The 26,218-nt window shown below is 72.7% G+C and carries 23 protein-coding genes; 17 read left to right on the top strand and 6 right to left on the bottom strand.

The annotated features are described in order from the left end of the window. Positions 1-293: 293 nt before the first annotated feature. The 3 genes from ACGFMK_RS15120 to ACGFMK_RS15110 are packed head-to-tail and all read right to left on the bottom strand — an operon-like array spanning position 294 to position 5,156. On the bottom strand, positions 294-2,783 hold the full coding sequence (locus ACGFMK_RS15120) for a transglutaminaseTgpA domain-containing protein (protein WP_392762508.1): 2,490 nt from the start codon (positions 2,781-2,783) through the stop codon (positions 294-296). Beyond that, positions 2,780-4,054, bottom strand: a complete 1,275-nt coding sequence (locus tag ACGFMK_RS15115) for a DUF58 domain-containing protein (RefSeq protein WP_392762506.1) — start codon at positions 4,052-4,054, stop codon at positions 2,780-2,782. The genes ACGFMK_RS15120 and ACGFMK_RS15115 overlap by 4 nt, the downstream gene beginning before the upstream one ends. Positions 4,055-4,082: 28 nt before the next feature. After that, positions 4,083-5,156 carry a MoxR family ATPase gene (locus tag ACGFMK_RS15110; RefSeq protein ID WP_323331416.1) on the bottom strand — a complete coding sequence of 358 codons (1,074 nt, stop codon included), beginning with the start codon at positions 5,154-5,156 and terminating at the stop codon, positions 4,083-4,085. Positions 5,157-5,459: 303 nt separating this feature from the next. Here ACGFMK_RS15110 and ACGFMK_RS15105 point away from each other — a divergent pair, with 303 nt between their 5' ends. The 17 genes from ACGFMK_RS15105 (at position 5,460) to ACGFMK_RS15025 (ending at position 24,118) form a co-directional block, all read left to right on the top strand. Beyond that, positions 5,460-5,810, top strand: a complete 351-nt coding sequence (locus tag ACGFMK_RS15105; RefSeq protein ID WP_392762503.1) for a hypothetical protein — start codon at positions 5,460-5,462, stop codon at positions 5,808-5,810. After that, positions 5,803-6,348: a DUF3558 family protein gene (locus tag ACGFMK_RS15100; RefSeq protein ID WP_392762500.1), complete on the top strand. Its 546-nt coding sequence runs from the start codon at positions 5,803-5,805 to the stop codon at positions 6,346-6,348. Before ACGFMK_RS15105 ends, ACGFMK_RS15100 begins: the two co-directional genes overlap by 8 nt. An 83-nt stretch (positions 6,349-6,431) precedes the next feature. Then, complete coding sequence (locus tag ACGFMK_RS15095) at positions 6,432-6,935, top strand: PPE domain-containing protein (RefSeq protein WP_392762842.1); 504 nt, start codon at positions 6,432-6,434, stop codon at positions 6,933-6,935. Further along, on the top strand, positions 6,932-7,687 hold the full coding sequence (locus ACGFMK_RS15090) for an ESX secretion-associated protein EspG (protein ID WP_392762497.1): 756 nt from the start codon (positions 6,932-6,934) through the stop codon (positions 7,685-7,687). The genes ACGFMK_RS15095 and ACGFMK_RS15090 overlap by 4 nt, the downstream gene beginning before the upstream one ends. Before the next feature lie 586 nt (positions 7,688-8,273). Next, positions 8,274-8,705 (top strand): division/cell wall cluster transcriptional repressor MraZ, encoded by a 432-nt coding sequence (gene mraZ, locus ACGFMK_RS15085; protein WP_247054593.1) that lies wholly within the window; start codon positions 8,274-8,276, stop codon positions 8,703-8,705. Positions 8,706-8,915: 210 nt separating this feature from the next. After that, positions 8,916-9,869 carry a 16S rRNA (cytosine(1402)-N(4))-methyltransferase RsmH gene (rsmH, locus tag ACGFMK_RS15080; RefSeq protein WP_392762494.1) on the top strand — a complete coding sequence of 318 codons (954 nt, stop codon included), beginning with the start codon at positions 8,916-8,918 and terminating at the stop codon, positions 9,867-9,869. Next, entirely contained in the window at positions 9,866-10,615 is a 750-nt protein-coding gene (locus ACGFMK_RS15075; RefSeq protein ID WP_392762491.1) for a hypothetical protein, read from the top strand. Before rsmH ends, ACGFMK_RS15075 begins: the two co-directional genes overlap by 4 nt. Then, positions 10,615-12,540: a peptidoglycan D,D-transpeptidase FtsI family protein gene (locus tag ACGFMK_RS15070; RefSeq protein WP_392762488.1), complete on the top strand. Its 1,926-nt coding sequence runs from the start codon at positions 10,615-10,617 to the stop codon at positions 12,538-12,540. The genes ACGFMK_RS15075 and ACGFMK_RS15070 overlap by 1 nt, the downstream gene beginning before the upstream one ends. A 286-nt stretch (positions 12,541-12,826) precedes the next feature. Beyond that, on the top strand, positions 12,827-14,371 hold the full coding sequence (locus ACGFMK_RS15065; RefSeq protein WP_392762839.1) for a UDP-N-acetylmuramoyl-L-alanyl-D-glutamate--2,6-diaminopimelate ligase: 1,545 nt from the start codon (positions 12,827-12,829) through the stop codon (positions 14,369-14,371). Beyond that, positions 14,368-15,870, top strand: a complete 1,503-nt coding sequence (murF, locus tag ACGFMK_RS15060; RefSeq protein ID WP_392762485.1) for a UDP-N-acetylmuramoyl-tripeptide--D-alanyl-D-alanine ligase — start codon at positions 14,368-14,370, stop codon at positions 15,868-15,870. Before ACGFMK_RS15065 ends, murF begins: the two co-directional genes overlap by 4 nt. Beyond that, positions 15,867-16,943, top strand: a complete 1,077-nt coding sequence (gene mraY, locus ACGFMK_RS15055; protein ID WP_392762482.1) for a phospho-N-acetylmuramoyl-pentapeptide-transferase — start codon at positions 15,867-15,869, stop codon at positions 16,941-16,943. Before murF ends, mraY begins: the two co-directional genes overlap by 4 nt. A 1-nt stretch (position 16,944) precedes the next feature. Then, on the top strand, positions 16,945-18,351 hold the full coding sequence (gene murD, locus ACGFMK_RS15050; RefSeq protein ID WP_392762480.1) for a UDP-N-acetylmuramoyl-L-alanine--D-glutamate ligase: 1,407 nt from the start codon (positions 16,945-16,947) through the stop codon (positions 18,349-18,351). Then, positions 18,338-19,837, top strand: a complete 1,500-nt coding sequence (gene ftsW, locus ACGFMK_RS15045) for a putative lipid II flippase FtsW (protein ID WP_392762477.1) — start codon at positions 18,338-18,340, stop codon at positions 19,835-19,837. The genes murD and ftsW overlap by 14 nt, the downstream gene beginning before the upstream one ends. Continuing rightward, a complete protein-coding gene (murG, locus tag ACGFMK_RS15040) occupies positions 19,834-20,958 on the top strand; it encodes an undecaprenyldiphospho-muramoylpentapeptide beta-N-acetylglucosaminyltransferase (RefSeq protein ID WP_392762476.1) in 1,125 nt (374 codons plus the stop codon). Before ftsW ends, murG begins: the two co-directional genes overlap by 4 nt. Next, positions 20,951-22,348, top strand: coding sequence for a UDP-N-acetylmuramate--L-alanine ligase (gene murC, locus ACGFMK_RS15035; protein WP_392762474.1), 1,398 nt, complete (start codon positions 20,951-20,953; stop codon positions 22,346-22,348). The genes murG and murC overlap by 8 nt, the downstream gene beginning before the upstream one ends. Before the next feature lie 4 nt (positions 22,349-22,352). Continuing rightward, a complete protein-coding gene (locus ACGFMK_RS15030; protein ID WP_392762471.1) occupies positions 22,353-23,189 on the top strand; it encodes a cell division protein FtsQ/DivIB in 837 nt (278 codons plus the stop codon). A 104-nt stretch (positions 23,190-23,293) separates the two neighbouring features. After that, positions 23,294-24,118, top strand: coding sequence for an NAD(P)H-binding protein (locus ACGFMK_RS15025; protein WP_392762469.1), 825 nt, complete (start codon positions 23,294-23,296; stop codon positions 24,116-24,118). Here ACGFMK_RS15025 and ACGFMK_RS15020 read toward each other — a convergent pair. The 3 genes from ACGFMK_RS15020 to ACGFMK_RS15010 form a co-directional block, all read right to left on the bottom strand. Next, positions 24,115-24,267, bottom strand: a complete 153-nt coding sequence (locus tag ACGFMK_RS15020) for a hypothetical protein (RefSeq protein WP_392762466.1) — start codon at positions 24,265-24,267, stop codon at positions 24,115-24,117. The genes ACGFMK_RS15025 and ACGFMK_RS15020 overlap by 4 nt on opposite strands. A gap of 78 nt (positions 24,268-24,345) precedes the next feature. Beyond that, positions 24,346-25,329 (bottom strand): LuxR C-terminal-related transcriptional regulator, encoded by a 984-nt coding sequence (locus ACGFMK_RS15015; RefSeq protein WP_392762463.1) that lies wholly within the window; start codon positions 25,327-25,329, stop codon positions 24,346-24,348. Between the two features lie 116 nt (positions 25,330-25,445). After that, positions 25,446-26,174, bottom strand: coding sequence for a hypothetical protein (locus ACGFMK_RS15010; protein WP_392762460.1), 729 nt, complete (start codon positions 26,172-26,174; stop codon positions 25,446-25,448). Positions 26,175-26,218: the final 44 nt, after the last annotated feature.

Here is a 26,218-nt window from a genome sequence, read left to right as displayed (position 1 = left end):
GAGCCCCACCCCGCGCTCCACGTGACCAGCGCCGGATCCCACGTGACCAGCGCCGGAACCCTCGTGGTCGGACCCGGATCCGACGTGATCAGAGCCGGAACTCGTGATCGAACCCGGAACTCGCGTGATCCCCGGGGCATCACTCGTGATCGGGGAGACATCACGCGTGATTGAAGAGGCATCACTCGTGATTGGAGGGGCATCGCGGGTGATGCCCGCTGGATCACGGGTGATGCCTGCCGGGACACGCGTGATGCCTGTCGGGCCACGGGTGGTGCCCCTTGGAGGGCGGGTCAGTCGCGGTTGCGGAAGATCGAGCGGGGGAAGAGCCGGCCTTTCCAGGACATCGGCGCGTTGCGGTGCAGGCTCCGGCGCAGGTGGTCGAAGGCCGTCGGCAGGGTCGGGTCCGGGTCCGCGTTTTCGCCGTACCAGGAGCGCTCGACGACCCCGATGACCGTGCGCAGGCCTTCGCGGCCTTCGTCGTCCAAGTGGTGCTTCTGCGCCAGCTTCTGGCCGGCCACCCGGACCGTGTCGCTCGGCGGGATCGGCAGCCCGCGGTCGGCGCACTCGGCCCGCAGCTCGGACCACGCCGCGTCCGCCGCGCCGGGCCGCTGCCCGACGATCTCCTGCAACCGCCGCCGCCGGCCGACGTCGCGGGCCGCCGACGGCCCGAGCAGCCCGGCCAGCAGCAGCACGACGATCAGGCTGAACCACCAGGCCACCAGCCACGACAGCACACCGAGCACGGCCACCCACAGCACCGCGGCTATCAGCGGCAGCCAGTTCACGAGCACCGCGCCGAGCCCCGTCGACGCCGGTGCGCTCTCCGGCCGCCGCCGGCGCCCGCCGACGACGACCAGCGAGGTCGCCACGATCGCCAGCGCGGCCAGAAGGATCACCAGGATCCAGGCCCAGGTCGGCGTGCCCTCGTCGGACTGCTGCGGGCCCTGCGCCTGGGTGTTCTGCTCGGTGTCGCGGGGCGCGCCGGTCGGCGCGGCGCTCGACTGGACCGTGCTCGGCGCGATCTGCGTGTCGTCCGGCTGGTTGCCGTTCTCGCTGCCGGCCTGCAGGTACGACGGGGTGATGCCGCGGCCGTCGGACAGCGGCGTCGGGTCGAACGTGACCCAGCCCTTGTCCCCGAAGTAGGCCTCGACCCACGCGTGCGCGTCCTGGGTGGTGATGGACATGTAGTCGTTGACCGGGACGCCCGGGGTGAAGCCGATCGCCACCCGCGACGGGATGTCCGCCACCCGCAGCATCACGGCCATCGCCGACGCGAACTGCTCGCAGAAGCCGCGCTTGCCCTTGAGGATGAAGTCGGCGAGCGCGTCGGCGTCGTTCGCCGGCGCGGTCTGGGTGTCGTAGACGAACCCGTTCTGCGCGGTGAAGTACTGCCAGATCGCGCTGGCCCGGTCGAAGTCGTTGGTCTTGCCCGCGATCAGCTGCTCGGTCTTCTGCCGGACGCGGTCGTCGACCCGGTCGATCTGCGTGTAGCGCGGCGGGAGGTCGTCGACCTTCTCGGTGACGCGCAGCTGCTGCGCCGTCGGCTCCTTCAGCGACGCGTACTCGGTGTAGGACGGCGGGACCTCGCTGCGCGTGGTGAACACCGTGCCACTGACCTGGTCGTAGAGGTAGCCGTTGCCGGCGCCGTCGATCACGCGCGGTGCGCCGTACACCGGCAGCCAGTTGTCCCGCCAGCTCGTCGGCTCGACGTCGACCTTCCGGGCCGTGCCGCTGCCGTCGTCGCCCGGGGCGGGCGGCAGCTGCGGCCCGATCGGGCTGCCCTGCTGCGAACGGCCGTCGTCGTGCAGGCCCCAGCCCTTGTTGGGGTAGTAGGTGTCGAGCGTCATCGCGCGCAGCAGCCGCCGGTCCGTGCCGAGGCCACGGACCTTGAACATCTCCCGGTTCGCGCCCTGGTCGAGCATGCCGCGCAGCTCGGTGAACGGCTGGATGCCGAACCCGCCGGCGCCCGCGCCGGGGCCGTCGCCGCTGTTGCCGAACGGGATCCGGCCGACCGTGCCGACCCAGGTGATCGCCCCGCCGAACAGGCCGAGCACGATCGCCGCGCAGACCACGGCGACCGGCGCCGACAGCACCCCCGGCTTGCCGCTGCGCCCGGGTGCCTCGCGGGTCCGCCAGCGCTGATGGCGGTGGTTGCCGTCGACGGCGAGCAGGCCGGCGAACGCGGCCCCGCCGAGCAGGAACGTCCACCAGGGCAGCATTTCCTCGGACAAGGCGGCCGGCACGGCGTAGACGCAGAGCAGCACCAGCCCGGTCGCGGCGGGTGCCGCGGCGGCCACCGTCAGCGTGTCGACCAGCACGGCGACCAGGCCGACCAGGATCGTCACGAGACAGAGGATGGGCTGGCTGCCCTCGACCGGTGGCAGCCCGACCCGGATCTGGTCGGCCGCGGCCGAGAGCGTGCTGCCCAGCTCCCCGAACGCGTCCGGGCCCGGGATGATCAGCAGGATCCCGTGCGTGGTGAAGGCGCCGGTGATGAGGAAGAGCAGCACCAGCAGCTGGCCGAGGCCGACGAGCACGGTCGGCACCTGCAGCGAGCGCAGCGCGAGCCCGCTCGCGCCGATCAGCAGGACGGCGACGAACAGGTAGCCGAACCAGGCCAGGCCGGACACGACGCTCGTCACCGACGTCGCCGCGCAGAGCGTCGCGATCCCGGCGCAGGCCGGGGCGAGGAGGCTGCCGCGCCAGGCGGACAGCGGGTGCTGGGAAGGCGGACGCCGGGGCGGCGTCGCGGACGGGCGCGGCGGGGCGGCGGTGCTCATCGGCTGCCGCCGATCAGCGTGCCGCGGCGGGCGCCCGCCTGGCAGAGCTCGGCCCACACCTGCGGCATCGGCGAGCCGGGGCCGGCGATCACCACACCCCAGCCGGCCGCGCGCAGCAGCGCGGCCGAGTCCTCGGTGGCCGCGGCCCGCTTCTCGGGCGCGCTCACCCCGGCCGACCACGTGGGCGTGTCGAGCAGGACGGCGAGGCTGCGGATCCCGCGCGGGCGGTACTGGGTCAGCTCGTGCACGGCCTCGGTGCTGACCGTGCCGAGCACGGCGATCAGCTCCTGGCCGTCGGCCGGGTCGCGGGCCAGCGTGATGTCGCGCTGGTGCGCGGGCTGCAGCGCGGCGAGCGCGTCGAGCACGATGTGGTCGTAGTGGTCGCCGCCGTCGCCGGGGGTGTCGGCCAGGACGGCGCCGTGCTCGCTGACCAGCCGGACGCGGTGCCCGGCGCGGCGCAGGTGCAGCGCGGCGGAGGCGGTGAAGGACACCGCCCACTCCAGGCTGGCGGCGGGACCGGCACCGTGGTGCGCGGCCGCGCGGTGGTCGAGCAGCACCGTGGTGCCGCCGCGCCAGGGCCGTTCCTCGACGCGCACCATGATCTCGTCGCGGCGGGCGGTCGAGCGCCAGTGCACCTTCCGGAGGTCGTCACCCTGGCGGTACTGCCGGACGATGACGTCGGCCTCGCCCTGCCCGGCGTGCAGCCGGACGGTGCCGTCGTCGCCGACGCCGATGCCCGCGCCGCTCGGCAGCCCCCACAGGGCGACCACGCGGGGGACGACGACCAGCCGCGAGTGCCCGATCAGCTCGCGCTCGAACTCGCACAGCCCGAACGGGTCGGTGATGGTCGCGCGCAGCGGCCCGACCTGCTGGATCCCGCGCAGCACCGGCTGCAGCGGGTAGCGCAGGGCGACGCGCCGGTCGTGCGGGAGCCGTTCGACGACGAACCGCGGCCGCGAACCCAGCGCGTACGGCACGCCGTCCTCGAGCAGGACCTCGCCGGCCGGCAGCCGCCCGCTGCGCCACAGCTCCAGCTGCACCTCGCCGTTCGCGCCGACCGCGACGCGCTGGGGGTGCAGCGCCCGGGTGGCGCCGATCCGGAGCCGGGTCGCCGAGATGAACGCGGCGACCAGCAGCGGCAGGGCCACCACGAAGACGGCGACCCGCAGCAGGTCGCGTTCGTTGAGCACGAACGAGCACACCGCGGCCGCGAGCCCCGCGGCCAAGAGGCAGCGGCCGCGGGTGGTCAGGCCGGACAGGGCACGCAGCATGCGGTTCTCTTCACCTTCGCCGAAGGGACTACTGGCGCGGGCCGGAGCCCTGGGGCACCGGGACGCGGTGCAGGACCGCCCGCACGACGTCGGTCGCCGAGCGGCGGGCCGCGTGGGCCTCGGTGGTGAGCATCAGGCGGTGTGCCAGCACGGGGACCGCGACGGTGTGCAGGTCGTCCGGGACGACGTAGTCCCGGCCGGACAGCGCCGCCTGCGCGCGCGCCGCGCGGACCAGGTGCAGCGTCGCGCGCGGGGACGCGCCGAGCCGGATCTCCGGCAGCTGCCGCGTCGCCGAGACGAGGTCGACCGCGTAGCGGCGGACCTCGGGGGCCAGGTGCACGCCGCGGACCGTCTCGATCAGGCGGTGCACGGTCTCGCCGTCGGACACCGGCTGCAGGTCCTCGATCGGGTTGTGCCCGGCGTGCTCGTCGACCATGGCCAGCTCGGCCTGCTGGTCGGGGTAGCCGATGGAGACCCGCGCGGTGAAGCGGTCGCGCTGGGCTTCGGGCAGCGCGTACGTGCCTTCCATCTCGATCGGGTTCTGCGTCGCGATCACCATGAACGGCTCTTCGAGCCGGTAGGTCGTGGTGTCGACGGTGACCTGGTGCTCTTCCATGCACTCGAGCAGCGCCGACTGCGTCTTCGGCGAGGCGCGGTTGATCTCGTCGCCCACCACGATGTTGGCGAACACCGGGCCGGGGCGGAAGTCGAACTCGCCGGACTGGCGGTTGTAGATGGAGACGCCGGTGACGTCGCTCGGCAGCAGGTCCGGGGTGAACTGGATGCGGCTGACCGTGCAGTCGATGGACCGGGCGAGCGCCTTGGCCAGCGACGTCTTCCCGACGCCGGGCACGTCCTCGACCAGCAGGTGGCCTTCGGCGAGCAGGGTGACCAGGGCGATCCGGATGACGTCGGGTTTGCCGACCAGCACCCGTTCGATGTTGGCGGCGATCCGCCGGGCGACCTCGTGCAGTTCGTCCAGCGACACTCTGCCGGGACGGCCGTGGGCCCGGCCGTTGCCCGAGGCGTCCGCCGGATAGGGCGGCCGCCCGGATGCCTGCTCGCCCGATCCGGGCGTCGCAGACTGGATTCTCGACGTCACTCGACCTCCTGGTGGCGCATGACTGGGCGCACTGTGCGCACAGCCGGGCCGATCGGCCCCCTGGCTGCTGTCCACGCAGCGACCAGCCTTCCATCCAGTGTGTCAAACCCGGGCGAACCGGGGGCCGGAACCCCGCGAAGCCCCGGTGCTGACGGTCGTCAGGGCGGTCGATGACACTGCGCAAGCAGGGACGATACCCCGATCGGGTGTCCTGTCACCCGGTTCTGGGCGCTCCCGCTGACGCCCCGCACTGTCGTATGCTGCGATTCGAGGTCGCTCCGCTACTGAGAGGCGTAACCGCTTATGAGCGAGGTGCGAACGCAACCGCCGTTCGACGTGCGCGGGTTCGCGGTCGCGCCCGAGCTGGCGACGGACGCCTACGCGAAGCTCGGCCAGCTGCAGGACGTCGTCGGCGAGATGGTCCGCGAGGCCAAGGTGCTCGGCCGCAGCGTCCCGCTCGGCGGCGGGTACGCCGGGGAGATCGGCAAGTTCATGGCCGAGTACGGCATCGGCGGGCAGGGCTCGGCCGTGCAGCAGCTGACCGCGTTCGGCAAGGAGCTCGAGACCCTCAAGCACCGGATCGGCCAGGCGCTGGCGAAGTACCAGCACGCCGACGAGCAGGCGGCCGACGGCGTGGACTGCACGGGTGGCTGAGGGCGTGCACAAGAAGTATTTGTGGGCGCCGGCCCTCCTGCTCCTCGCGGCTTGCGGATCGCAACCTGCTTTGCCGGCCGTCGCGGGCAACGCCTCCGTCGTCGCGCCTTCATCGTCGCCACCGTCGGCCGCGCCCGGCACCCTGGCCGCGCTCGACCCGTGCGCGCTGCTCTCGCCGCAGGACCGCTCGGCGGCCGGGGTGAGCGTGCTCGGCCAGGCCAAGGACATCGCCGGCGCGCGGGCCTGCGACTGGACCGTGCCCGGCACCTTCGGCGTCACCGTGACCCTCGACGACCACAACGGCCTGGCCGACCTCGACGTCGCGAAGAAGACGGCCACCAGGACGACGGTCGGCGCGCACCCGGCGCTGCGCGTCTCGGACAAGAAGGCCGCCGACGGCACCTGTTCCGTGCTGCTCGGGGTGGGGGACTCCGGCAGCGTCCAGGTCGACGTCAGCAACACCGCCTTCACCGACACCGCGCTCGCCTGCCGCCGCGCGGCCACGGTGGCCGGGCTGGTCGAACCCAAGCTGCCCTGACCCGACGACCGGAAGGTAACGCCGTGCCCGACGCCGAGCCGCCCGTCTCCACCGCGAGGTACGAGTCCTACAGCCACGAGGCGATGGCCGCCGAGGTCGAGCGGGACAACGACCCCGTCGCCGCGGGCGAGGCGGGCGCCCGCTGGGACGCCCTGGCGAAGCGGCTGCACGAGTCGACCGCCGACGTCGCCGCCCTGATCGCCGGCACCCACGAGACCTGGCAGGGGCCGGCCGGTGACGCCGCCCGCGCTTCGCTCGAGCGCGCCGCGCGGTGGCTGTCGCACTCCGCCGCGGTGTCCGCGTCGGTCGGCACCGCCGTCGGCGCGCAGGCGGAGACGGCCGCGCGGGCCCGGGCGGACATGCCGCCGCCGGTGACCTACGACCCGGCGGCGATGATCCGTGACGCCGCCGGCACCGGCAACATCCTCGTGCTGGCCGGGCTGGCCGACGAGATGGAGGCCCGCCGCGCCGAGGCGGAAGCCGCGCGGCAGAAGGCGATCGACGTCCTCCGCGCCCGCGACACGGCCCTGCGCGGCCACGTGCCGGGCGAGACGTTCGCCGCCCCGCCGTCGCTGGGGCGGGCTTGATCCGCGTCTCCGCGTCGGCGTTCGACATCCTCTGGACGGACCTCGGGCACGACCACCCGCCCGAGCCGCTGAGCGTGCGCAGCGTCGGCGGGACCGAAGAGAAGCGCGCCGAGGTGCGCAAGGCCGTGTACGAGAACCTCGCCGGGCGCGGGCTCTACGACGGGTCCCGGCTGGAACCCGCGCTGGCGCACCGGCTGGAGCTGCTCGCGGCGGGGGAGGTGTACGTCGCCTGCGAGGCGCTGGCCGACATGACGGCGGAGGTGCCCTTCCGCGCGGTGACGGCCGTCCGCGGCCGCCGCGGCGTCCTGGCGACCCAGCCGGAGCAGACGATCAGCCTCGACGGGATCCGCGAAAGCGAGCTGTGCACGGCGATCGTCGACGTCCTGCCGGAGCTGACGGCGGGCCCGGGATACGGCGTCAGCCTCGCGGCGGCCGCTCTCGGCGCCGGCGTCGAGGACCCGGTGTTCGCCGAGCGGGGCGCGCAGTCGGCGTCGTCGTCGGCCCAGCTGCGCGAGGTCCTGGCGATCCAGGCGCGCCCGGTGTACGCGGCGGGCCAGTTCAGCGTCAGCCGCCGGGGCGCGTCCGGCCGGCTCGAGCGCACGGGCGGGCTGACGTGGTTCGACACCGACGTCGGCGCGTACTGCGCGACGAGGACCGCGGGCCGCGGCGGGCAGGACTGGGTGAACGTCACCCCGGTCGACAGCGCCCGCCTGGCGTCCCGCGTCGCCGCCCTGGTCACCCCCGGAGCCTGACCCGCTGCCCGAAGGGGCAGGAAGCGTGTCCGGACGGGCAGGACCCGTGATCGAGCCCGGGACCCGTGTGATCGAGACCGGAAGTCACGGGCCGAAGGCCGTGACTCGCGTGATCGAGGCCGGAACTCGCGAGTCACGGGTCTGGTCACGCGGGTGACGGCCGTGCTCACGCGAGTCACGGGTTCCGTCCCGGTGTTGTGCTGGTCACCCGGGCTCCCCACACCGCTCCACCCGCGCCCCCACTCGACCCCACCCGGATCCCCACCGGCCCCCCACCGAGGTCCCCACCCGGCCCCACGGCGGGTGGTTCCGGTTCTTTCGCGGCCGTTATGCGGACGTTTCGGGGACAGCTGAGGTTGCTTCCGGCCACCACGGTGGGGGATCTTGGCCACGGTGCCCCACCATGCCCCCCACCAGGCCCCACCTTGCTGACCTGCGCAAACGTCTGACACTACGGAGTGAGGCGCGCGTTTGACGCGTTGACTGTGGTGAAAAGTGGGGTACGGTGGTGGCCAGTGGGGCGGAAGGGAAGCCCCGGAGCCGCAGCCAGTGGTCCGCCACCGGATGCGGTAGGGAGGTGGAGGCCGTGTTCCTCGGCACCCACACCCCGAAGCTGGACGACAAGGGGCGGCTCGCGCTGCCCGCGAAGTTCCGCGACGCCTTGGCCGGCGGGCTGATGCTCACCAAGGGGCAGGACCACTGCCTCTTCGTCTTCCCCCGCGCCGAGTTCGAGCAGATGGCGCGCAAGGTCGCCGAGGCCCCGTTCACGAACGAGGCCGTCCGGGCCTACCAGCGTTACCTGTTCGCCGGGACGGACGAGCAACGCCCTGACGGGCAGGGGCGCATCAGCATCGCGCCCGAGCTCCGCCGCTACGCGGGGCTCAGCAAGGAATGCGTGGTGATCGGGGCGATCACCAGGCTGGAGATCTGGGACGCCGAAGCGTGGCAGGGCTACCTGGAGGAACACGAAGACAGCTACGCGAAGGCTCGAGAGGAAGTACTGCCGGGCGTCTTCTAGGCGCGTGGACGCGGTGCACCCACGTCGTCGGGGGACGGGGGTACGCCACGCCCGCGCACCTCGCCGACGCCCACCCGGATGCCGTGAGGCCTCTGTCCGCTCAATGGCCCTGGTGCACCTTCCCCGGTACCAGGTCAGCAGCGGGCGGACAGGGACCTGACGGCATCCGCTGTCTTTCCCCCGAGTCGCCATCAGAAAGGGGGGAGGGACATGACGGCACCCGAGCACGTACCGGTGCTGCTCGACCGGATCGTCGAGCTGTTCGCTCCCGTGTTCACCGACCGCGACGCGACCCTGGTGGACGCGACCGTCGGGCTCGGCGGGCATTCCGACGCCCTCCTCGAAGCCTTCCCGCGCCTGCGCCTCGTCGCGCTGGACCGCGACCCCGCCGCGCTCGAACGCTCCGGTGAACGCCTGGCCCGCCACGGCGACCGCGTCGACCTCGTGCACACCGTCTACGACGGACTCCCCGAGGCGGTCGAGGAGCTGGGACTGTCCCGTGTGGACGGCATCCTCTTCGACCTCGGCGTCTCGTCGATGCAGCTGGACCGCGCCGAACGCGGGTTCGCGTACTCGAAGGACGCGCCGCTCGACATGCGGATGGACCCGACCACCGGGTTCACCGCCGCCGACGTCCTCAACACCTACACCCCCGGCGAGCTGATCCGGATCCTGCGCGACTACGGCGAAGAGCGGTTCGCGCAGCGGATCGTCCGCGCGGTCGTGAACGCCCGCGAGAAGGAGCCGTTCACCATGAGCGGGCGCCTGGTCGAGCTGCTCTACGACGCCGTCCCGGCGGCGAGCAGGCGCACCGGCGGGCACCCGGCCAAGCGGACGTTCCAGGCGCTGCGGATCGAGGTCAACGGCGAGCTGGAGGTGCTGCGCCGGGCCATGCCCGCCGCGCTGGGCGCCCTCGCCGTCGGCGGCCGGATCGTCGTCGAGTCCTACCAGTCGCTGGAAGACCGCCTGGTCAAGCAGGCGCTGGCCGAGCTCGCGAAGTCCCGCACGCCGGAAGGACTTCCGGTGGAGCTGCCGGGACACGGACCGGAGCTGAAGCTCCTGACCCGAGGGGCCGAAAAGGCCGGCGAAGAGGAGATCGAACACAACCCGCGGGCCGCTTCGGTGCGGTTGCGGGCCGCCGAGAGGATCGGAGAGCCGCGATGACCGCTCCCACGAAGCGCCGGGCCGGCGGGCCCGCGACGCGCAAGCGTGCCGAGCCCGCACGCGGGACCACCGTCGAGACCGAGCCGCAGACGGCGGAACCGGGCAAGGCCGCGCCCCGGCGCGCCTCGCGCGGGCGGACGTCCGCGGCCGAGCGCGCCTACGCGCGCCGCGCCCAGCGCGCCGACCTGCTGAAGGAGCGCGATCCCCGTCCCGCGCCGAAGGCCGCGCGGGTGCCGGCCGAGCGCGACCAGGACGTGCCGAAGCCCAAGCTGCAGCTGAAGTTGCGGCTGCCGAAGTCGCGGGCGTCGTTCGTGCTGCTGATGATGGCGCTGCTGGCCGCCGGCGTGGCGACCACGCTGTGGCTGACCACGCAGGCGATCGCCGACTCCTACCGCCTCGAGCAGCTGCGCACCACCAACTCGAACCTGGCGGAGACGAAGGAGCAGCTGCAGCGCGACGTCGCCAAGGCCGAATCGCCCGCGTCGCTGGCCCCCGCGGCCCAGCAGCTCGGCATGGTGCCCGGCGGCGACCCGGCGCGGATCCTCGTCGGCCCGGACGGGAAGACGTCGCTGGTCGGCGAGCCCAAGAAGGCCAAGGCGGACACCCCGCCGGTGCCGGCCGCGCCGCCCGCCGCGCCCGCCGCGGGCACGCAGTCGGAGCAGGGCGCGCCGATCGAGGGCGACCAGCCCGCGGTGCCCGCCGAAGACCAGCCCGCGCCGCCGGCGGCGCAGCCCGGGGGCCAGTGATGGCCTCGAGCCGGGGTGGCCAGTCCCGGGCACGCGCCGCGGGCAGCGCGCGGCGGACCTACGCCGCCGGGACCCGCAGCGCCGCCGCGCGCCGCGGCAACGGCGGCCACCGCAGCCGGTTCTCCGCGGTGCGCCTCATCCTGGTCGCCGTGCTCCTCGTCGCGGGCGTGAAACTGGTGCAGGTGCAGTGGTTCGACGCCGGCGAGCTGTCGCTGGCCGCGGAGAAGCAGCGCACCCAGACCATCGACATCCCGGCCCAGCGCGGGTCCATTGTGGACCGCAACGGCGCGAAGCTGGCGTTCAGCGTCGAGGTCCGCACGCTGTCGGTGAACCTCAAGGCGTTCCACAAGAGCATGGCCGACTTCGCCGCGAAGAACCCGGGCACCAAGAAGACGTTCGACAGCGAGGTCGCCGCGGCCGCGAAGTACATCGCGGCGAAGGTGCCGAACCAGCTCACCGAGCAGCAGCTGCTGGACCTGTTCCACAAGCAGGCGTCGTTCACCTACCTGGAGAACAACGTCGAGCCGTCGGTCGCGGCGGACATCGTCAAGAACTTCTCGTGGATCGGCGTCGAGAAGCGGGCGCTGCGGGAGTACCCGGGCGGCAGCCTGGCGTCCAACATCGTCGGCGCCGCGAACTGGCGCTCCGAGGACAAGGACGTCTCCAAGCACAACCTGCACGGCCTGGTCGGGCTGGAGCTGGTCCGCGACAACGACCTGGCGGGCACGCCGGGCCGGATGCTGGTCAACACCAAGAACGGCAGCGACAACGTCGTCATCCCGGGCACCGAGCGCGACCTGCAGGCCGCCGTCCCGGGGTCGGACCTGGAGCTGACGATCGACTCCGACCTGCAGTACGAGGTGCAGCGGCAGCTCTCGGACTACGTCCAGCAGTCGCACGCCAAGGGCGGGCAGGCCGTGGTCATGGACTCGAAGACCGGCGAGGTCTACGCGCTGGCCAACGACAAGACGTTCGACCCCAACGACCAGTCGACCTGGACGAACGAGGACCTGGCCAACCCCGCGGTCACCACGCCGTTCGAACCCGGCTCGGTGAACAAGATCGTCACCGCCACCGGGGCGATCGACTACGGCGTCGCGACGCCCGAGTCGACGATCCAGGTGCCCGGCGCCCTGCAGGTGGCCGACAAGACCGTGCACGACGCCTGGACCCACGGCACGCAGAACTTCACCACCGCGGGCATCTTCGCCAAGTCGTCGAACATCGGCACGCTGCTGCTGGCGCAGAAGATCGGCCCGGACCGCTACTCGGACCTGCTCAAGAAGTTCGGGCTCGGCCAGCGCACCGGCGTCGGCCTGCCCGGCGAGAGCGCGGGCGTGGTGCCGGCGCAGAGCCAGTGGTCGGCGACCACGTTCGGCAACCTGCCGATCGGGCAGGGCCTGTCGATGACCGTGCTGCAGATGGCCGGGATGTACCAGACCATCGCGAACGACGGCCTCCGCGTCGAACCCCGGATCGTCAAGGCGAAGGTGAACCCGGACGGCACGACGGTGCCCGAGCCCGCGCCGAAGACGGTGCAGGTGGTTCCCCCGCAGACGGCGAAGACGGTGCGCGACATGATGCGCGCGGTCGCGCAGAACGGCAAGGGCCTGCAGAAGGGCACCGCGCCGACGGCGGCGGTCGAGGGCTACCAGATCTCCGGCAAGACGGGCACCGGCCAGCAGGTCGACCCGCGGACGAAGGCCTACAGCGACCACCTCTACAACATCACCTTCGCCGGCATCCTGCCTGCGGACCACCCGCGGTTCGTGGTCGGCATCCGGCTGGACGCGCCGGACACGACGCTGCCGGTGGGCCACTCCGCCGCGCCGCTGTTCCACACCATCGCGTCCTACCTGACGCAGCGGTTCCAGATCCCGCTGTCCGACGGCCCCGCGCCGGAGGTCCCGCTCATCGTGCCGTGAGCACGATCCGTGAAGGCCCCCTTACCGCTCTGTGGTCCGTGAAGGCCACCTTGAGGGATGTAGCGTCCCTCAAGGTGGCCTTCACGGCTTTTCCGCCGGTCATCGTCCACTTCGGCCGGACGCGCGCGGGAAAGTGTTGCGGGGCAAGGGGGTCCGCGGCGCCGTTTAGCACATGTGCCGGACCCGCACGCAATCGCCGTACCGCGTGGGGGCCCCCGAACCGGCCGCCGGTAGCCTCTTGGCCGTGTCCGTGTCCTCGTCCAGTTCCCCGGTGCCGGAAAGCCCGGTGAAAGCGGTCCCCGCACCGCCGCGCCCGGCGCGCATCGTCCCGGTCCCGCTGGCGACGCTGCTCGCCAGGGCGGACGCCCGGCTGATCGCCGAGTCGCCCGACGCCGCCGACCTCACCGTCACCGGCACCACCCTGCGGGCGCAGCACGTGCTGCCCGGCGACCTGTTCGCCGCGCTGCCCGGCGCCCGCGCGCACGGCGCCGACTTCAGCGACCAGGCGGTCGCCGCCGGCGCCGTCGCCGTCCTCACCGACGCCGAAGGGGCCGAGCGGCCCGCGCTGCGCGACGCCGGCGTCCCGATCCTGGTGCACGCCGACCCGCGCGCGGCCCTCGGCGAGATCGCCGCCTGGATCTACGGCGAGCCGTCGCTGCGGCTGTCCGTGCTCGGCGTCACCGGCACCTCCGGCAAGACCACCACCTCCTACCTGGTCGACGCCGGGCTCGAGGCCGCCGGGCTGACCACCGGCATGATCGGCACGGTCGAGACCCGGATCGCCGGCGAACGCCTGGTCAGCGGGTTCACCACGCCGGAGGCCCCGGACCTGCAGGCGCTGTTCGCGGTGATGCTCGAACGCGGCGTCACGCACGTGCCGATGGAGGTCTCCAGCCACGCGCTCGCGCTGGGCCGGGTCAACGGCACCCGGTTCGCGGTCGGCGCGTTCACCAACCTCTCCCAGGACCACCTGGACTTCCACAAGGACATGCAGGAGTACTTCGCCGCGAAGTCGCTGCTGTTCGACGGCCGCTCGACCACCGAAGTCGTCGTGGTCGACAGCGCGTGGGGGCAGGCGCTGCTCACCCCGCAGACGATCACCGTGACCACCGATCCCGGCACCGACGCCGCGTGGAAGGCCACCGACCTGGAGGCCACCCCGCACGGTGAGCAGACGTTCACCCTGCACGGCCCGGACGGCGTCTCGGCGCCCGCCCGGATCCCGCTGCCCGGCGAGTTCAACGTCGCCAACGCCGTGCTCGCCGCCGCGATCCTGAGCACCGCCGGGGTGGGCCTGGAGCACATCGTCGCCGGGCTCGCGCGGGTGCAGGTGCCGGGCCGGATGGAGCGGGTGCACGTCGGCCAGGACTTCACCGCCGTCGTCGACTACGCCCACAAGCCGGCCGCGGTCGCGCAGGGCCTGGACGCGCTGCGGGCGCGCACCGAGGGCCGGATCATCACCGTGCTCGGCTGCGGCGGCGACCGGGACACCGCGAAGCGCCCGATGATGGGCGAGGCGGCGGCCCGCCGCAGTGACGTCCTGATCGTCACCGACGACAACCCGCGTTCCGAAGACCCCGCGGCCATCCGGGCCGCGATGCTGGCCGGCGCCCGTGGCGTCGGTCCCGCCGAGGGCGGTGAGATCGTCGAAATCGGCGACCGCCGCGAGGCCATCGCGCACGCCGTGGCGCTGGCCGGGCCGGGCGACATCGTCTTCCTCGCCGGCAAGGGGCACGAGACCGGCCAGGCGGCCGGCGGCGTCGTGCACCCGTTCTCCGACCGCGACGAGCTGGCCGCGGCCATCCGCAACAAACTCGAGGTGAGTGTGTGATCGTGCTCAGCCTGGCCGAGATCGCCGACGTCGTCGGCGGCCGGCTGCACCGCGCCGACCCGGGCGCGCAGGTGACCGGCAGCGTCGAGTTCGACACCCGGCAGCTCGTCCCCGGCGGCCTGTTCGTGGCCCTGCCGGGGGAGAAGGTCGACGGTCACGACTTCGCGGCCAAGGCCGTCGAGGCCGGCGCGGTCGCCGTGCTCGCCGCCCGTGAGGTCGACGCGCCCGCGATCGTCGTGCCGCCACCGGCCCCCGGCGAGGCGCACGAGCGGTCGGTCGCGCTGACCGGCGACAAGGACGGTTCGGGCGCCGCGGTGCTGGCCGCGCTGGCCAAGCTCGCCCGGTTCGTCGTGCAGCGCCTGGCCGAGGGGACCCTGACCGTCGTCGGTGTCACCGGCTCGTCGGGCAAGACGTCGACCAAGGACGTCATCGCGCAGCTGCTCGAGCCGCTCGGCCCGACGGTCGCGCCACCCGGGTCGTTCAACAACGAGCTGGGTCACCCGTGGACCGCGCTGCGGGCCGACGCGCACACCCGGCACCTGGTGCTGGAGCTGTCCGCGCGCGGGCCGGGGCACATCGCCCACCTCGCCGAGATCGCCCCGCCGAAGATCGGTGTCGTGCTCAACGTCGGCTCCGCGCACGTCGGCGAGTTCGGCTCCCGCGAGGGCATCGCGAAGACCAAGGGCGAGCTGGTCGAGGCGCTGCCGGAAGACGGCGTCGCGATCCTCAACCTGGACGACCCGCTGGTCGCGGCCATGGCGAGCCGGACGAAGGCCCGCGTGGTGTTCGTCGGCGAAAGCCCCTCCGCGCAGGTCCGGGCGGAGGGCATCACCCTCGACGGCGAGGCCCGCGCGTCCTTCCGGCTGGTCACCCCGGCCGGCGAGGCGGACGTGACGCTGCCGCTGCACGGCGAGCACCACGTCGGCAACGCGCTGTCCGCCGCCGCGGTCGCCCTGGAGCTGGGCGCGACCCCGGCGGAGATCGCCGCGGGGCTCTCGGCGCTCGAACGGCGGTCCGCGCGGCGCATGGAGGTCGTCACCCGCGAAGACGGCGTCACGATCCTCAACGACTCCTTCAACGCCAACCCCGAGTCGATGCGGGCCGGCCTGAAGGCGCTCGCCGCGATGACGCGGGAGAGCGGCCGCCGGTCCTGGGCCGTGCTCGGCGTGATGGGCGAGCTCGGCGCGGACGCGATCACCGCGCACGACGAGATCGGCCGGCTCGTCGTGCGGCTCAACATCGCCAAGCTCGTGGTGATCGGCCCCGAGGCGGCGGCCATGCACCAGGGGGCGCACCAGGAGGGCTCCTGGGGCGAGGAATCGATCCTGGTACCCGACGTGGAGGCCGCCGCCGCCCTGCTGCATGATCAGCTCCGTCCCGGGGACGTCGTGCTGGTCAAGGCCTCCAAGGCCGCCGGTCTCTGGCGTGTCGCCGAAGCCCTGCTCGAACCCCGGGAAACCGACAACTCCGAAACACGCTCGAACGGTGGTGACGCGTGATCAGCATCCTGATCGCGGCCGCGGCGGGCCTGCTGGTCTCCATCATGCTCACGCCCTACCTCATCCGGGTCTTCTCCCGGCAGGGCTTCGGGCAGGAGATCCGCGAGGAAGGCCCCCAGGGACACAAGTCCAAGCGCGGTACCCCGACCATGGGCGGTGTCGCGATCATCGTCGCGATGGTCGTCGGGTACTTCGCCGCGCACCTGATCAACTGGATGGTCAACTCCAAGAGCGGCGCGCCGACGGTCTCCGGGCTGCTCGTGCTGATGCTTGCCGTGGGGCTGGGCATCGTCGGGTTCCTCGACGACTTCATCAAGATCCGCAAGCAGCGCAACCTCGGGCTGAACAAGACCGCGAAGCTGGTCGGCCAGCTGGTGGTCACGGTCGCCTTCGCGGTACTGGCGCTGAACTTCCCGAACGAGCAGGGCATCACGCCGGCGTCGGAGAGCCTCTCCTACGCCCGTGACCTCGCGCTGATCACGTTCCCGTCGATCATCTTCGTGATCTTCTGCTACATCGTGATCTCGGGCTGGTCGAACGCGGTGAACTTCACCGACGGCCTCGACGGCCTGGCGGGCGGCTCGGCGGCGATGGTGCTGGCGACCTACGTGGTCATCTCGTTCTGGCAGGAGCGGCTGTCCTGCGCGAACGGCCCGGCCCAAGCTTGTTATTACGTGCGAGACCCGCTGGACCTGGCGGTGGTCGCCGCGGCGGCGACCGGCGCGTGTGTCGGGTTCCTCTGGTGGAACGCGGCCCCGGCGAAGATCTTCATGGGCGACACCGGTTCGCTGGCCCTGGGTGGCCTGGTCGCCGGGCTGTCGATGACCACCCGCACCGAGCTGCTCGCCATCGTCATCGGCGGCCTGTTCATGGTCGAGATGATCTCGGTGGTCGCGCAGATCGCGGTCTTCCGGACGACCCGGCGAAGGCTGTTCCGGATGGCGCCCTTCCACCACCACTTCGAGCTCGCCGGGTGGGCCGAAACCACGGTGATCATCCGGTTCTGGTTGCTGTCGGCGATCTGCTGCATGTTCGGGCTCGGCCTGTTCTACAGCGAGCAGCTCGGAGGCTGACGTGGATTTTGCCGGTTCCCATGTCCTGGTCGCCGGTGCCGGGGTCACCGGCAAGTCGATCGTCCCCGTGCTGACGGAGCTGGGCGCGCGCGTCACCGTCACCGACGGCAACGCCGAACGGCTCGCGGAGCTGGAGGGCCTGGGCGCCGAGCTGGTGCCCGGCCTGACCGAGCCCCCCGAAGGGACCGCGCTGGTCGTCACCAGCCCCGGCTGGCGGCCGACGTCGCCGCTGCTGGTGGCCGCCGCCGAGGCGGGGGTCGAGGTCATCGGCGACGTCGAGCTGGCCTGGCGGGTCGGGCAGCTGCGCGAGCACCCGCCGTCGTGGCTGGTCGTCACCGGCACGAACGGCAAGACGACCACCGTGGGCATGCTCGAGTCGATCCTCAAGGCGGGCGGCGCCAACGCCGTGGCCTGCGGGAACATCGGCTACGCGGCCCTGGACGCCGTCCGGGCGGGCTACGACGTGCTGGCGGTGGAGCTCTCGAGCTTCCAGCTGCACTGGTCCTCGACGCTGGCGCCGGACGCCGCGGTGGTGCTGAACCTGGCCGAGGACCACATCGACTGGCACGGCTCGATGGACGAGTACGCCGCGGCCAAGGGCCGGGCCTACACGCACGCCAAGATCGTCGTGCACAACGCCGACGACGAGTGGTCCGCGAAGATCGCCGACGACCACGCCTCCGAGGACGCCCGGCGCGTCGCGTTCCGGTTGGACACGCCGTCCGTCGGCGAGCTGGGCCTGGTCGAAGACCTGCTGGTCGACCGCGCTTTCGTCGCCGACCCGGCGACCAGCGCCGAGGAACTGGCCACGCTGGCCGACGTCCGCCCGGCCGGCCCGCACAACGTCTCCAACGCCCTCGCCGCGGCCTCGCTGGCCCGCGCCCACGGCGTCACGCCCGACGCCGTGGTGAAGGGCCTTCGCGAGTACCAGCCGGCCCCGCACCGGGCCGTCGAGGTCGCCGAGGTGGCCGGCGTCCGGTACGTCAACGACTCGAAGGCGACCAACCCGCACGCGGCCGCCGGGTCGCTGCGCGCGCACCAAAGCATCGTCTGGATCGCCGGGGGCCAGCTCAAGGGCGCTTCGGTCGACGAACTGGTGATCAGCATCGCCGGCCGGTTGCGCGGAGTTGTGCTACTCGGTGTCGATTCACCCGTGATCGCCGCCGCGGTTGCGCGACACGCGCCGGATGTCCCGGTGAACAGCCTCCGTCCGGGTGACCATGAACCCATGACTGCGGCGGTGAGTGCGGCCAGCGCGATGGCCCGGCCAGGTGACGTGGTGCTGCTCGCACCCGCCGCGGCGTCGTTGGACATGTTCCGCAACTACGGCGAACGCGGCGACGCGTTCGCCGCGGCGGTGCACGTCCTCCGCGACGACGCAGCGGGGGCGCCGCGTGACGGTCACTGAGCCCAAGCCCTCGGCCGCCCCGAAGCGGCCGCGCCGGGAGCGCAAGGAAAGCGGCTTCGTCGCCGTCCGCACCGCGCTGACCGCGTGGCTTTCGCGCCCGCTGGCCTCGTTCCACCTCGTGCTCGCCCTCACCGGCGTGCTCACCGTCATCGGCGTCGTCATGGTGCTCTCGGCCTCGTCGGTCGACTCCTACAACCCGAAGACCGGCAGCGGCGTGTACGCGCAGTTCACCAAGCACCTGGTGTTCGTCGCGCTCGGCGGTGTCGTGTTCTGGCTGGGCATGCGGGTCAAGCTGGAGCGGATCCGGCGGATGTCGGCCACCGCGACGGTGATCTGCCTCGGCCTGCTGGTCCTGGTGCTGACCCCGCTGGGCTCGACGGTCAACGGCTCGCAGGGCTGGTTCCGGCTCGGCGAATTCACCTTCCAGCCGGTCGAGGCCGCGAAGGTCGCGCTCGCGTTCTGGGGCGCGCACATCCTGGTGATCAAGTACAACGTGATCCACCAGTGGCGGCACCTGCTGGTGCCGGTGGTGCCGATCGCGCTGCTGATGTTCGCCCTGGTCATGCTGCAGCCCGACCTCGGCGGCACGGTCACCCTGGCCGTGGTGCTGCTGGCCCTGCTGTGGTTCGCCGGCGCGCCGAAACGGCTGTTCGGCGTCATCCTCGCGGGCGGCCTCGCCGGTGTCCTCGTGCTGGCGCTGATCGCGCCCTACCGCCTCGTGCGCGTCATGTCGTTCCTCTCGCCGGACCCCGACACGAGCGCCGCGGGCTTCCAGGCCAATCAGGCCAAGCTCGCCCTCGCCGACGGTGGCCTGCTCGGGAAGGGCCTCGGCCAGGGCGCGTCCAACTGGGGCTACCTGCCGAACGTGCAGAACGACTTCATCTTCGCCCTGATCGGCGAGGAGCTCGGGCTGGTCGGCTGCGTCGTCGTGCTCGCGCTGTTCGCCGGGGTCGCCGTCGTGGGCCTGCGGATCGCCACCCGCAACATCGACCCGTGGATCCGGATCGTCTCCGGCACGCTGACCGTGTTCCTCGTGGCGCAGGCCGGCATCAACATCGGCTACGTCGTCGGCCTGCTGCCCGTCACCGGCGTCACGCTGCCGCTGATCTCCTACGGCGGCACCTCGCTGGTGATCACCATGCTCATCATGGGCGTGCTCGCGAACGCCGCCCGGCACGAACCGGAGGCGGTGGCCGCGCTGCGGACACAGGGGCCGGGTAAATTCGGGCGTCTGCTGCGGCTGCCCGCGCCCGACCCGTACCGCCCGCCCGCCACGCGCAAGGGGGCGGCGCGCGCCGGTGCGAAGGCGGCCAGGCCCGCGCCCCGTGCGGCGCGGCCCGCCCCGGCGCAGGAACGGCGCAAGTCGGTCCGCGAGCCGGTGCGCCGCAGCGCGGCACGGACGAGCGCGGCCACGTCTCGCGGGGCCGCGCGGACAACAGCGAGCCGTGGTACCCGGAGTACCGCGAACCGGAGAGGTCATTGGTGAGTAAGCCCGTCAAGGGAACCGAGCGAGCCGCCGCGGGCAAGGCGCCCGTGGTCGTGGTCGCCGGTGGTGGCACCGCAGGACACATCGAACCCGCACTCGCCCTGGCCGACGCCGTCATGCGGCTGCGCCCGGACGCGACGGTGGTCGCGCTCGGCACCGAGCGCGGCCTGGAGAACAAGCTCGTCCCCGCCCGCGGGTACGCGCTGGAGCTGATCCCGCCGGTGCCGCTGCCCCGCAAGCCGACGCCGGAGCTGCTGCGGCTGCCGCTGAAGGTCCGCGACTCGGTGCGCAGGACCCGCGAAGTCCTGGAGCGGGTCGGCGCGGACGTCGTCGTCGGCTTCGGCGGTTACGTCGCCCTCCCGGCCTACCTGGCCGCGCGCGGGCGCACCCCGATCGTCGTGCACGAGGCCAACCAGTCGCCGGGCCTGGCCAACAAGGTCGGCGCGCGGTTCGCCGCGCGGGTCGCGGTCGCCGTCCCCGGCACGCCGCTGCCGAAGGCCGAAGTGGTCGGGATCCCGCTGCGGCGGTCGATCACGTCGCTCGACCGGGCCGCGCTGCGCGCCGAGGCCCGCAAGCACTTCGGGCTGGACCCGGACGCACCCACGCTGCTGGTGTTCGGCGGTTCGCAGGGCGCGCAGTCGATCAACAGCGCGGTGTCCGGCGCGGCGAAGGAGCTGGCCGACGCGGGCATCGGCGTGCTGCACGCGCACGGCCCGAAGAACACCCTGGTCGTGCAGGAGTTCCCGGGGAAGCCGGCGTACGTGCCGGTGCCCTACCTGGAGCGGATGGACCTGGCGTACGCGGCGGCCGACGTCGCCGTGTGCCGTTCGGGCGCGATGACCGTCGCCGAGGTGACGGCGGTCGGGCTGCCCGCGGTGTTCGTCCCGCTGCCGCACGGCAACGGCGAGCAGGCCACCAACGCCCGCCCCGCCGTCACGGCCGGCGCGGCGCTGATGGTCGAAGACGCCGACCTCACCGCGGCGAAGATCGCCGAGCTGGTGGTCCCGCTGACCGTCGACGCCGACCGGGTCGCGAAGATGGGCGCGGCGGCGGTCGGTATGGGCCACCGCGAAGCCGACGAGATCCTCGCCAAGATCGTCCTGGAGGCCGCTGGTGCCTGAGCTCCCCGAAGAACTGCGCCGCGCGCACCTGATCGGGATCGGCGGCGCCGGCATGTCCGGCATCGCGCGGATCCTGCTGGCCCGCGGGGCCTTCGTCTCGGGCTCGGACGCCAAGGAGTCCCGCGCGCTGCTGTCGCTGCGGGCCCAGGGCGCCGAGCTGTTCATCGGCCAGCGCGCCGAGAACCTTGCCGAGCTGGCCGAGCCGCCGTCCGCGGTCGTCGTCTCGACGGCGATCAAGGAGACCAACCCCGAGCTGGCCGCGGCCCGCGCCGCCGGGATCCCGGTGCTGCACCGGGCGCAGGCGCTGGCCGGGCTGATGGAGGGGCACCGCGTCGCCTGCATCGCGGGCACGCACGGCAAGACGTCGACGACGTCGATGCTCACGGTGGCGCTGCAGCACTGCCGGCTCGACCCGTCGTTCGCCATCGGCGGCGACCTCAACGAGTCCGGCGCCAACGCCCACCACGGTGAAGGCGGCGTCTTCGTCGCCGAGGCCGACGAGAGCGACGGCTCGTTCCTGACCTACTCGCCGTCGGTCGCCGTCGTGACCAACGTCGAGCCGGACCACCTGGACCACCACGGCACCGCCGAGGCCTACACCAAGGTGTTCACCGAGTTCGTCGGCCGGATCGTGCCGGGCGGGCTGCTGATCGTCTGCGGTGACGACCCCGCGGCCGACGACCTGGGCAACCAGGCCGCGGACTTGGGCGTGCGCGTCCGCCGGTACGGCCGGACGGTCACCGGCGAGGGTGACGCCCGCATCCTCGACTACACGCCTGCCCCGGACGGCGGCGTCGTTCGCCTGGCCCTCGACGGTTCGGAGCTTTCGGTGCGGGTCGCCGTGCCGGGTGAGCACATGGCGTTCAACGCGGTCGCCGCGCTGCTCGCCGGGCTCGAGCTGGGCGCGCCCGCTCTCGAGCTCGCCGATGGGCTCGCGGCCTTCGGTGGGGTGCGCCGCCGGTTCGAGTTCAAGGGCCGCTCCGGCGACGTCCGCGTCTACGACGACTACGCCCACCACCCGACCGAGGTGGCCGCGCAGCTGCGCGCGGTGCGGACCGCGGCCGGCACCGGCCGGGTCGTCGTCGTGTTCCAGCCGCACCTGTACTCGCGGACCAAGCTGTTCTCGGCGGAGTTCGCCGCGGCCTTGTCCCTGGCGGACGAGGTCGTCGTGCTGGACGTCTACGGCGCGCGCGAGGAGCCGGAGCCGGGCGTGAACGGCGCGCTGATCGCGGACGCCGTCACCGTGCCGGTGCACTACGAGCCCGCGTTCGACGTCGCCGCCGGCCTGGTCGCCGGGCTGGTCAAGGGCAACGACCTGGTCGTCACCATGGGCGCCGGCGACGTGACGCAGCTGGGCCCGGAGATCCTCGCCGAGCTGGACAAGCGCTGAGACCATGAGTTCGACCAGCCAGCGCCGCCGTCCGTCCGAAGAGGACGAACGGGATCGTGCTGCCCTGGCGCGCGAGCGGCGGGGGCGGCGCTCGGACGAGGAGCGCCGCCGGACCCGCGCCGCCACCCGGCCGAAGCCGGCCGCGCGGAACCGGCCCAACCGCCAGGTCGAGATCCGCCGCCGGTGGGTCGCGCTGCTCAGCCTGCTGACCGTGATCGCGCTGGTGTACCTGCTGTTCTTCAGCTCGATGCTCGGAGCCAAGGACGTCTCGGTCACGGGCTCGCGCACGGTGACGGCCGACCAGATCCGCGCGGCGGCGGCCGTCCCCATCGACAAGCCGCTGCTGCGGCTGAGCACCGACGAGATTCGCGACCGGGTCGCGGCGATGCCGGGCATCGCGACCGTCGAGGTGTCGCGCTCGTGGCCGAGCACGGTCGAGATCACGGTCACCGAGCGCACGGCGATCGCGTTCTTCGACAGCGGCCCGGGCGGCGACGGAGTCCACCTGGTCGACGGCGGCGGCGTGGTCTTCAAGACGGTGCCGGCACGCCCCGCGGGTCTCCCGGAGCTGAAGCTGCCGAAGGTCTCGGCGGACGACCCGGTGACCCGCGCGGTCACGGCGGTCCTCGGCGTGATCCCGGAGCAGCTGCTCAAGCAGGTCACGACGGCGACGGCGAAGACCCCGGCGAGCGTGGAGTTCACGCTGTCGAGCGGCAAGATCGTCCGCTGGGGAACCGCGGAGCAGACCGACCGCAAGGCCAAGGTCCTGGCGGCGCTCCTGACCCAGGACGGCAAGGTCTACGACGTCGCGGCACCCGAGCTGCCGACGATCACTTCCTGACTCACGGCCGGGGCCGATAGCGGGGGTCTCCTCCGAGAAACATGTGCCTGGAGTTCTCGTATGCCGTACGATCTCGTACGGCATACGAAACCGAGGAGGGTGTCATGACGATCCTGGTGACCGGGGCGACCGGCAGCGTCGGACGGCTGGTCGTGGACGAACTACTGGCCGCGGGCAAGGCCGTGCGGGCCCTGACCGTCGACCCGGACCGCGCGAAGCTCCCCCAAGAGGCCGAGGTGGTCGTCGGGTCTCTCGCGAAGCCGGAAACGCTGCCCCTCAAGGGGATCGACGCCGTCTACCTGGCACCGATGGCGCGGACCGTGCGGCGGTTCTGCGAGCTGGCGGCCGACGCCGGTGTCGAACGGGTCATCGCGCTCTCCGGCAGCAGTGTCGGTGACGGCCACGAAGCCTCCAGCGGCAACGCGTACGCCGTCGTCGAAGCCGAGGTCGAGAAGGCCGGCTTCGCGTGGACCTTCCTGCGTCCCGGGTCCTTCATGGACAACACCCTCGACTGGGCGGGCATGGTGCGCGCCGGCGAGGTGCGGCTGGCCTACGGCGGCTCGACGCAGACGCCGATCGACCTCGGTGACATCGCCGCGGTCGCCGCCCGCGTGCTCACCACCGGCGGGCACGTCGGCGCCACGCACGTCCTCAGTGGACCGGAGGCGATCAGCCTGCGCGGCCAGGTCGAGATCCTCGCGGCCGTGTTGGGCAAGGACATCCGGTTCCACGAGCTGACGCCGGACGAGCAACGCGCGCAGTGGCTCGGCTTCGGCCTCCCCGAGCAGGTCGCCGACTGGCTGTTGACCGGCTTCGCGGCAACCACGCGGCATCCGCAGGTACCGACCGGGGTCGTCGAAGACCTGTTGGGACGGCCGGGAACGACCTACGCCGAGTGGGCCGGCAAACGCCGGGCGCACTTCGCCTAGCCGACGCAGGGCACGCGGTCCCAGATGTTGTTGTCGGGGCAGGCCGTGCGGGCCGGTGGCGGGGCGGCTTCGGCGGTGGCCGAGGCGAGGGTGAACGCGGCGGCGATCGCCATGACGACGGGAAGCGTGATGCGGGCGAGCGTGGCCACGGTCGGCTCCTGGGTGCGCGGGGGAGTACGGACGTACCGATTGTGACCGCCGCGGCACTGGCAGAAACCCGGGATTGCTCAGATCCAGCCGCGTTCCTTGGCCAGCAGCGCCGTCTGGAACCGGTTGCCCGCGCCGAGCTTGAGCATCAGGTCGGCGACGTGCTTGCGGAAAGTCCGGACCGACACGCCCATTTCGCGGGCACCGAGCTCGTCCTTGTCCGCCTGGCAGAGGATCGCCAGCACCTGCTTCTCCGTGGTGCTCAACCCGGATCGCGCGGCGGTGTCGGCCGCGCCCACCGGCGTCGCCTGCCGCCAGACGCGCTCGAACAGGCTCACCATGCTCGCGACGAGCCCCGGCTGCGCGACGACGACGGCGCCGCTCTTGCTGTCCGCGACGTCGATCGGGGCGACGAACACCGAGCGGTCGTAGAGGATCAGCCGTTCGAGGTCGGTGCCCTCGGCGGTGCGGACCTCGGCGCCGTGCGCGCACAGGTCGAGCAGGTAGGCGCGGGTCCGGTCGTCCTCGAGGATCTCGGCCCGCACCACCGTGCGCATCCGGACGCCGCGGCGCAGGCAGCGCAGGTCGAGCGGCCGGGCGGCGGAGATCGTCTCGGGCGTCCACGGCCCGCCCGGCTGCAGGCCCATGATTTCGGTGCGGGCGAAGAACGACAGCTCGTCGAGCTTCTCGCGGATGTTGCCGATGCCCTGGATGTGCTGGATCTCGGGCCGGGACGCGCGGCTCGCGGTCGCGGTGAAGTCCTCGCTCAGCGAGCGGATCCGGCTCCGGCACGCGTCGAGCCGCGACACCTGCTCCCGCAGCCGGCTGATCTCGACCGCGATCAGGTTCTCCAGCGCGATCGCCGGGTCCAGCGCGTCGAAGGTCTGCGTGTCGGCCTGCCGCACCAGCCCGAGCCGGACGAGCTCGCGGACGATCCCGGCGGTTTCCGCGCGGTCGAGGTGCAGGGATTCGGCGAGACCGGCGACCGTCACGGTCTTTTCCCGCAGGCAACGGCGGTACGCCAGCTCGGCGGTTTCGTCGAGCCCGAGGTCCGCGAGGCTCATGGATCGCTCCCCTGGGTAGCTGCCCCAGGGCGTACGGTAGCAGTTTCGGACTACCCCGGCAGCGGCCATACCAGGGCGAGAACGGGGGAAACGGTACGTATTTCGGTGACGCTCCGTCAGTGCCGCCGGAACTCGGCGCGGACCTCCCGGACGGTGTCGGCGACGTCGGCGGTGCCGTCCAGCACGCGGACGTCGAGGGAGCCGAACTCGGCGAACATCAGGTCCCGCAGGTCTTTCTGGTAGGCGACGAAGCCGTCACGCGTCGGGCGGGCGCCGTAGTGGGACAGCGGGCCGAGCCCGCAGCCGTACCCGCGCCGCCACGCCTTCTCCGGCGCGATGTCGAGGTAGCACACCTTGGCGGGCTGGGGAAAGCTCCGCCACCAGCCGAACATCGGGTTGTCCGCGACGCCGGAGAGCCGGCATTGGGCGAGCACCTTGTAGTAGTACGAGTCGACGACGACCGGGCGGCCGTCGCCGACCTGGGGCAGCCGGTCGCGCAGGTGGATCACCGCGGTCTGCAGCAGCGCGGCGAGGAAGTCGGGGGAGTACGTCGCGCCGAGCCCGGGCAGCACCCGGGTGTCGAGCTCGCGGTGCAGCCGGGTGATCAGCTCCTGGCCGGGGCCGAGCAGCGCCTGGTCGAACGACAGGACGTGGGCGTGCTCCCGCAGCGCGCCGAACGTGCTCGGGTCGCCCGCGCGATCACCGCCCACCAGCACGAGGAACTCGGCGGCGCCGGGCACCCGGTCACGGCCGGTGTCCACGCTGCGCAGCCGGCCGATCGGCCGCGCGAGAGCGCGGGCGGTCGCGCCGCCGTCGATGCTGGTCAAGCCGCCGTGTGCGGTCATGGCACCCTCCGGAACCCAGCGTCGCAGCCGGGCGGCGGGTGCGG

It is taken from the genome of Amycolatopsis sp. NPDC049252 (assembly GCF_043197175.1).
Classification (GTDB): Bacteria; Actinomycetota; Actinomycetes; order Mycobacteriales; family Pseudonocardiaceae; genus Amycolatopsis.
This window is presented reverse-complemented; position numbering and strand designations above follow the sequence as displayed.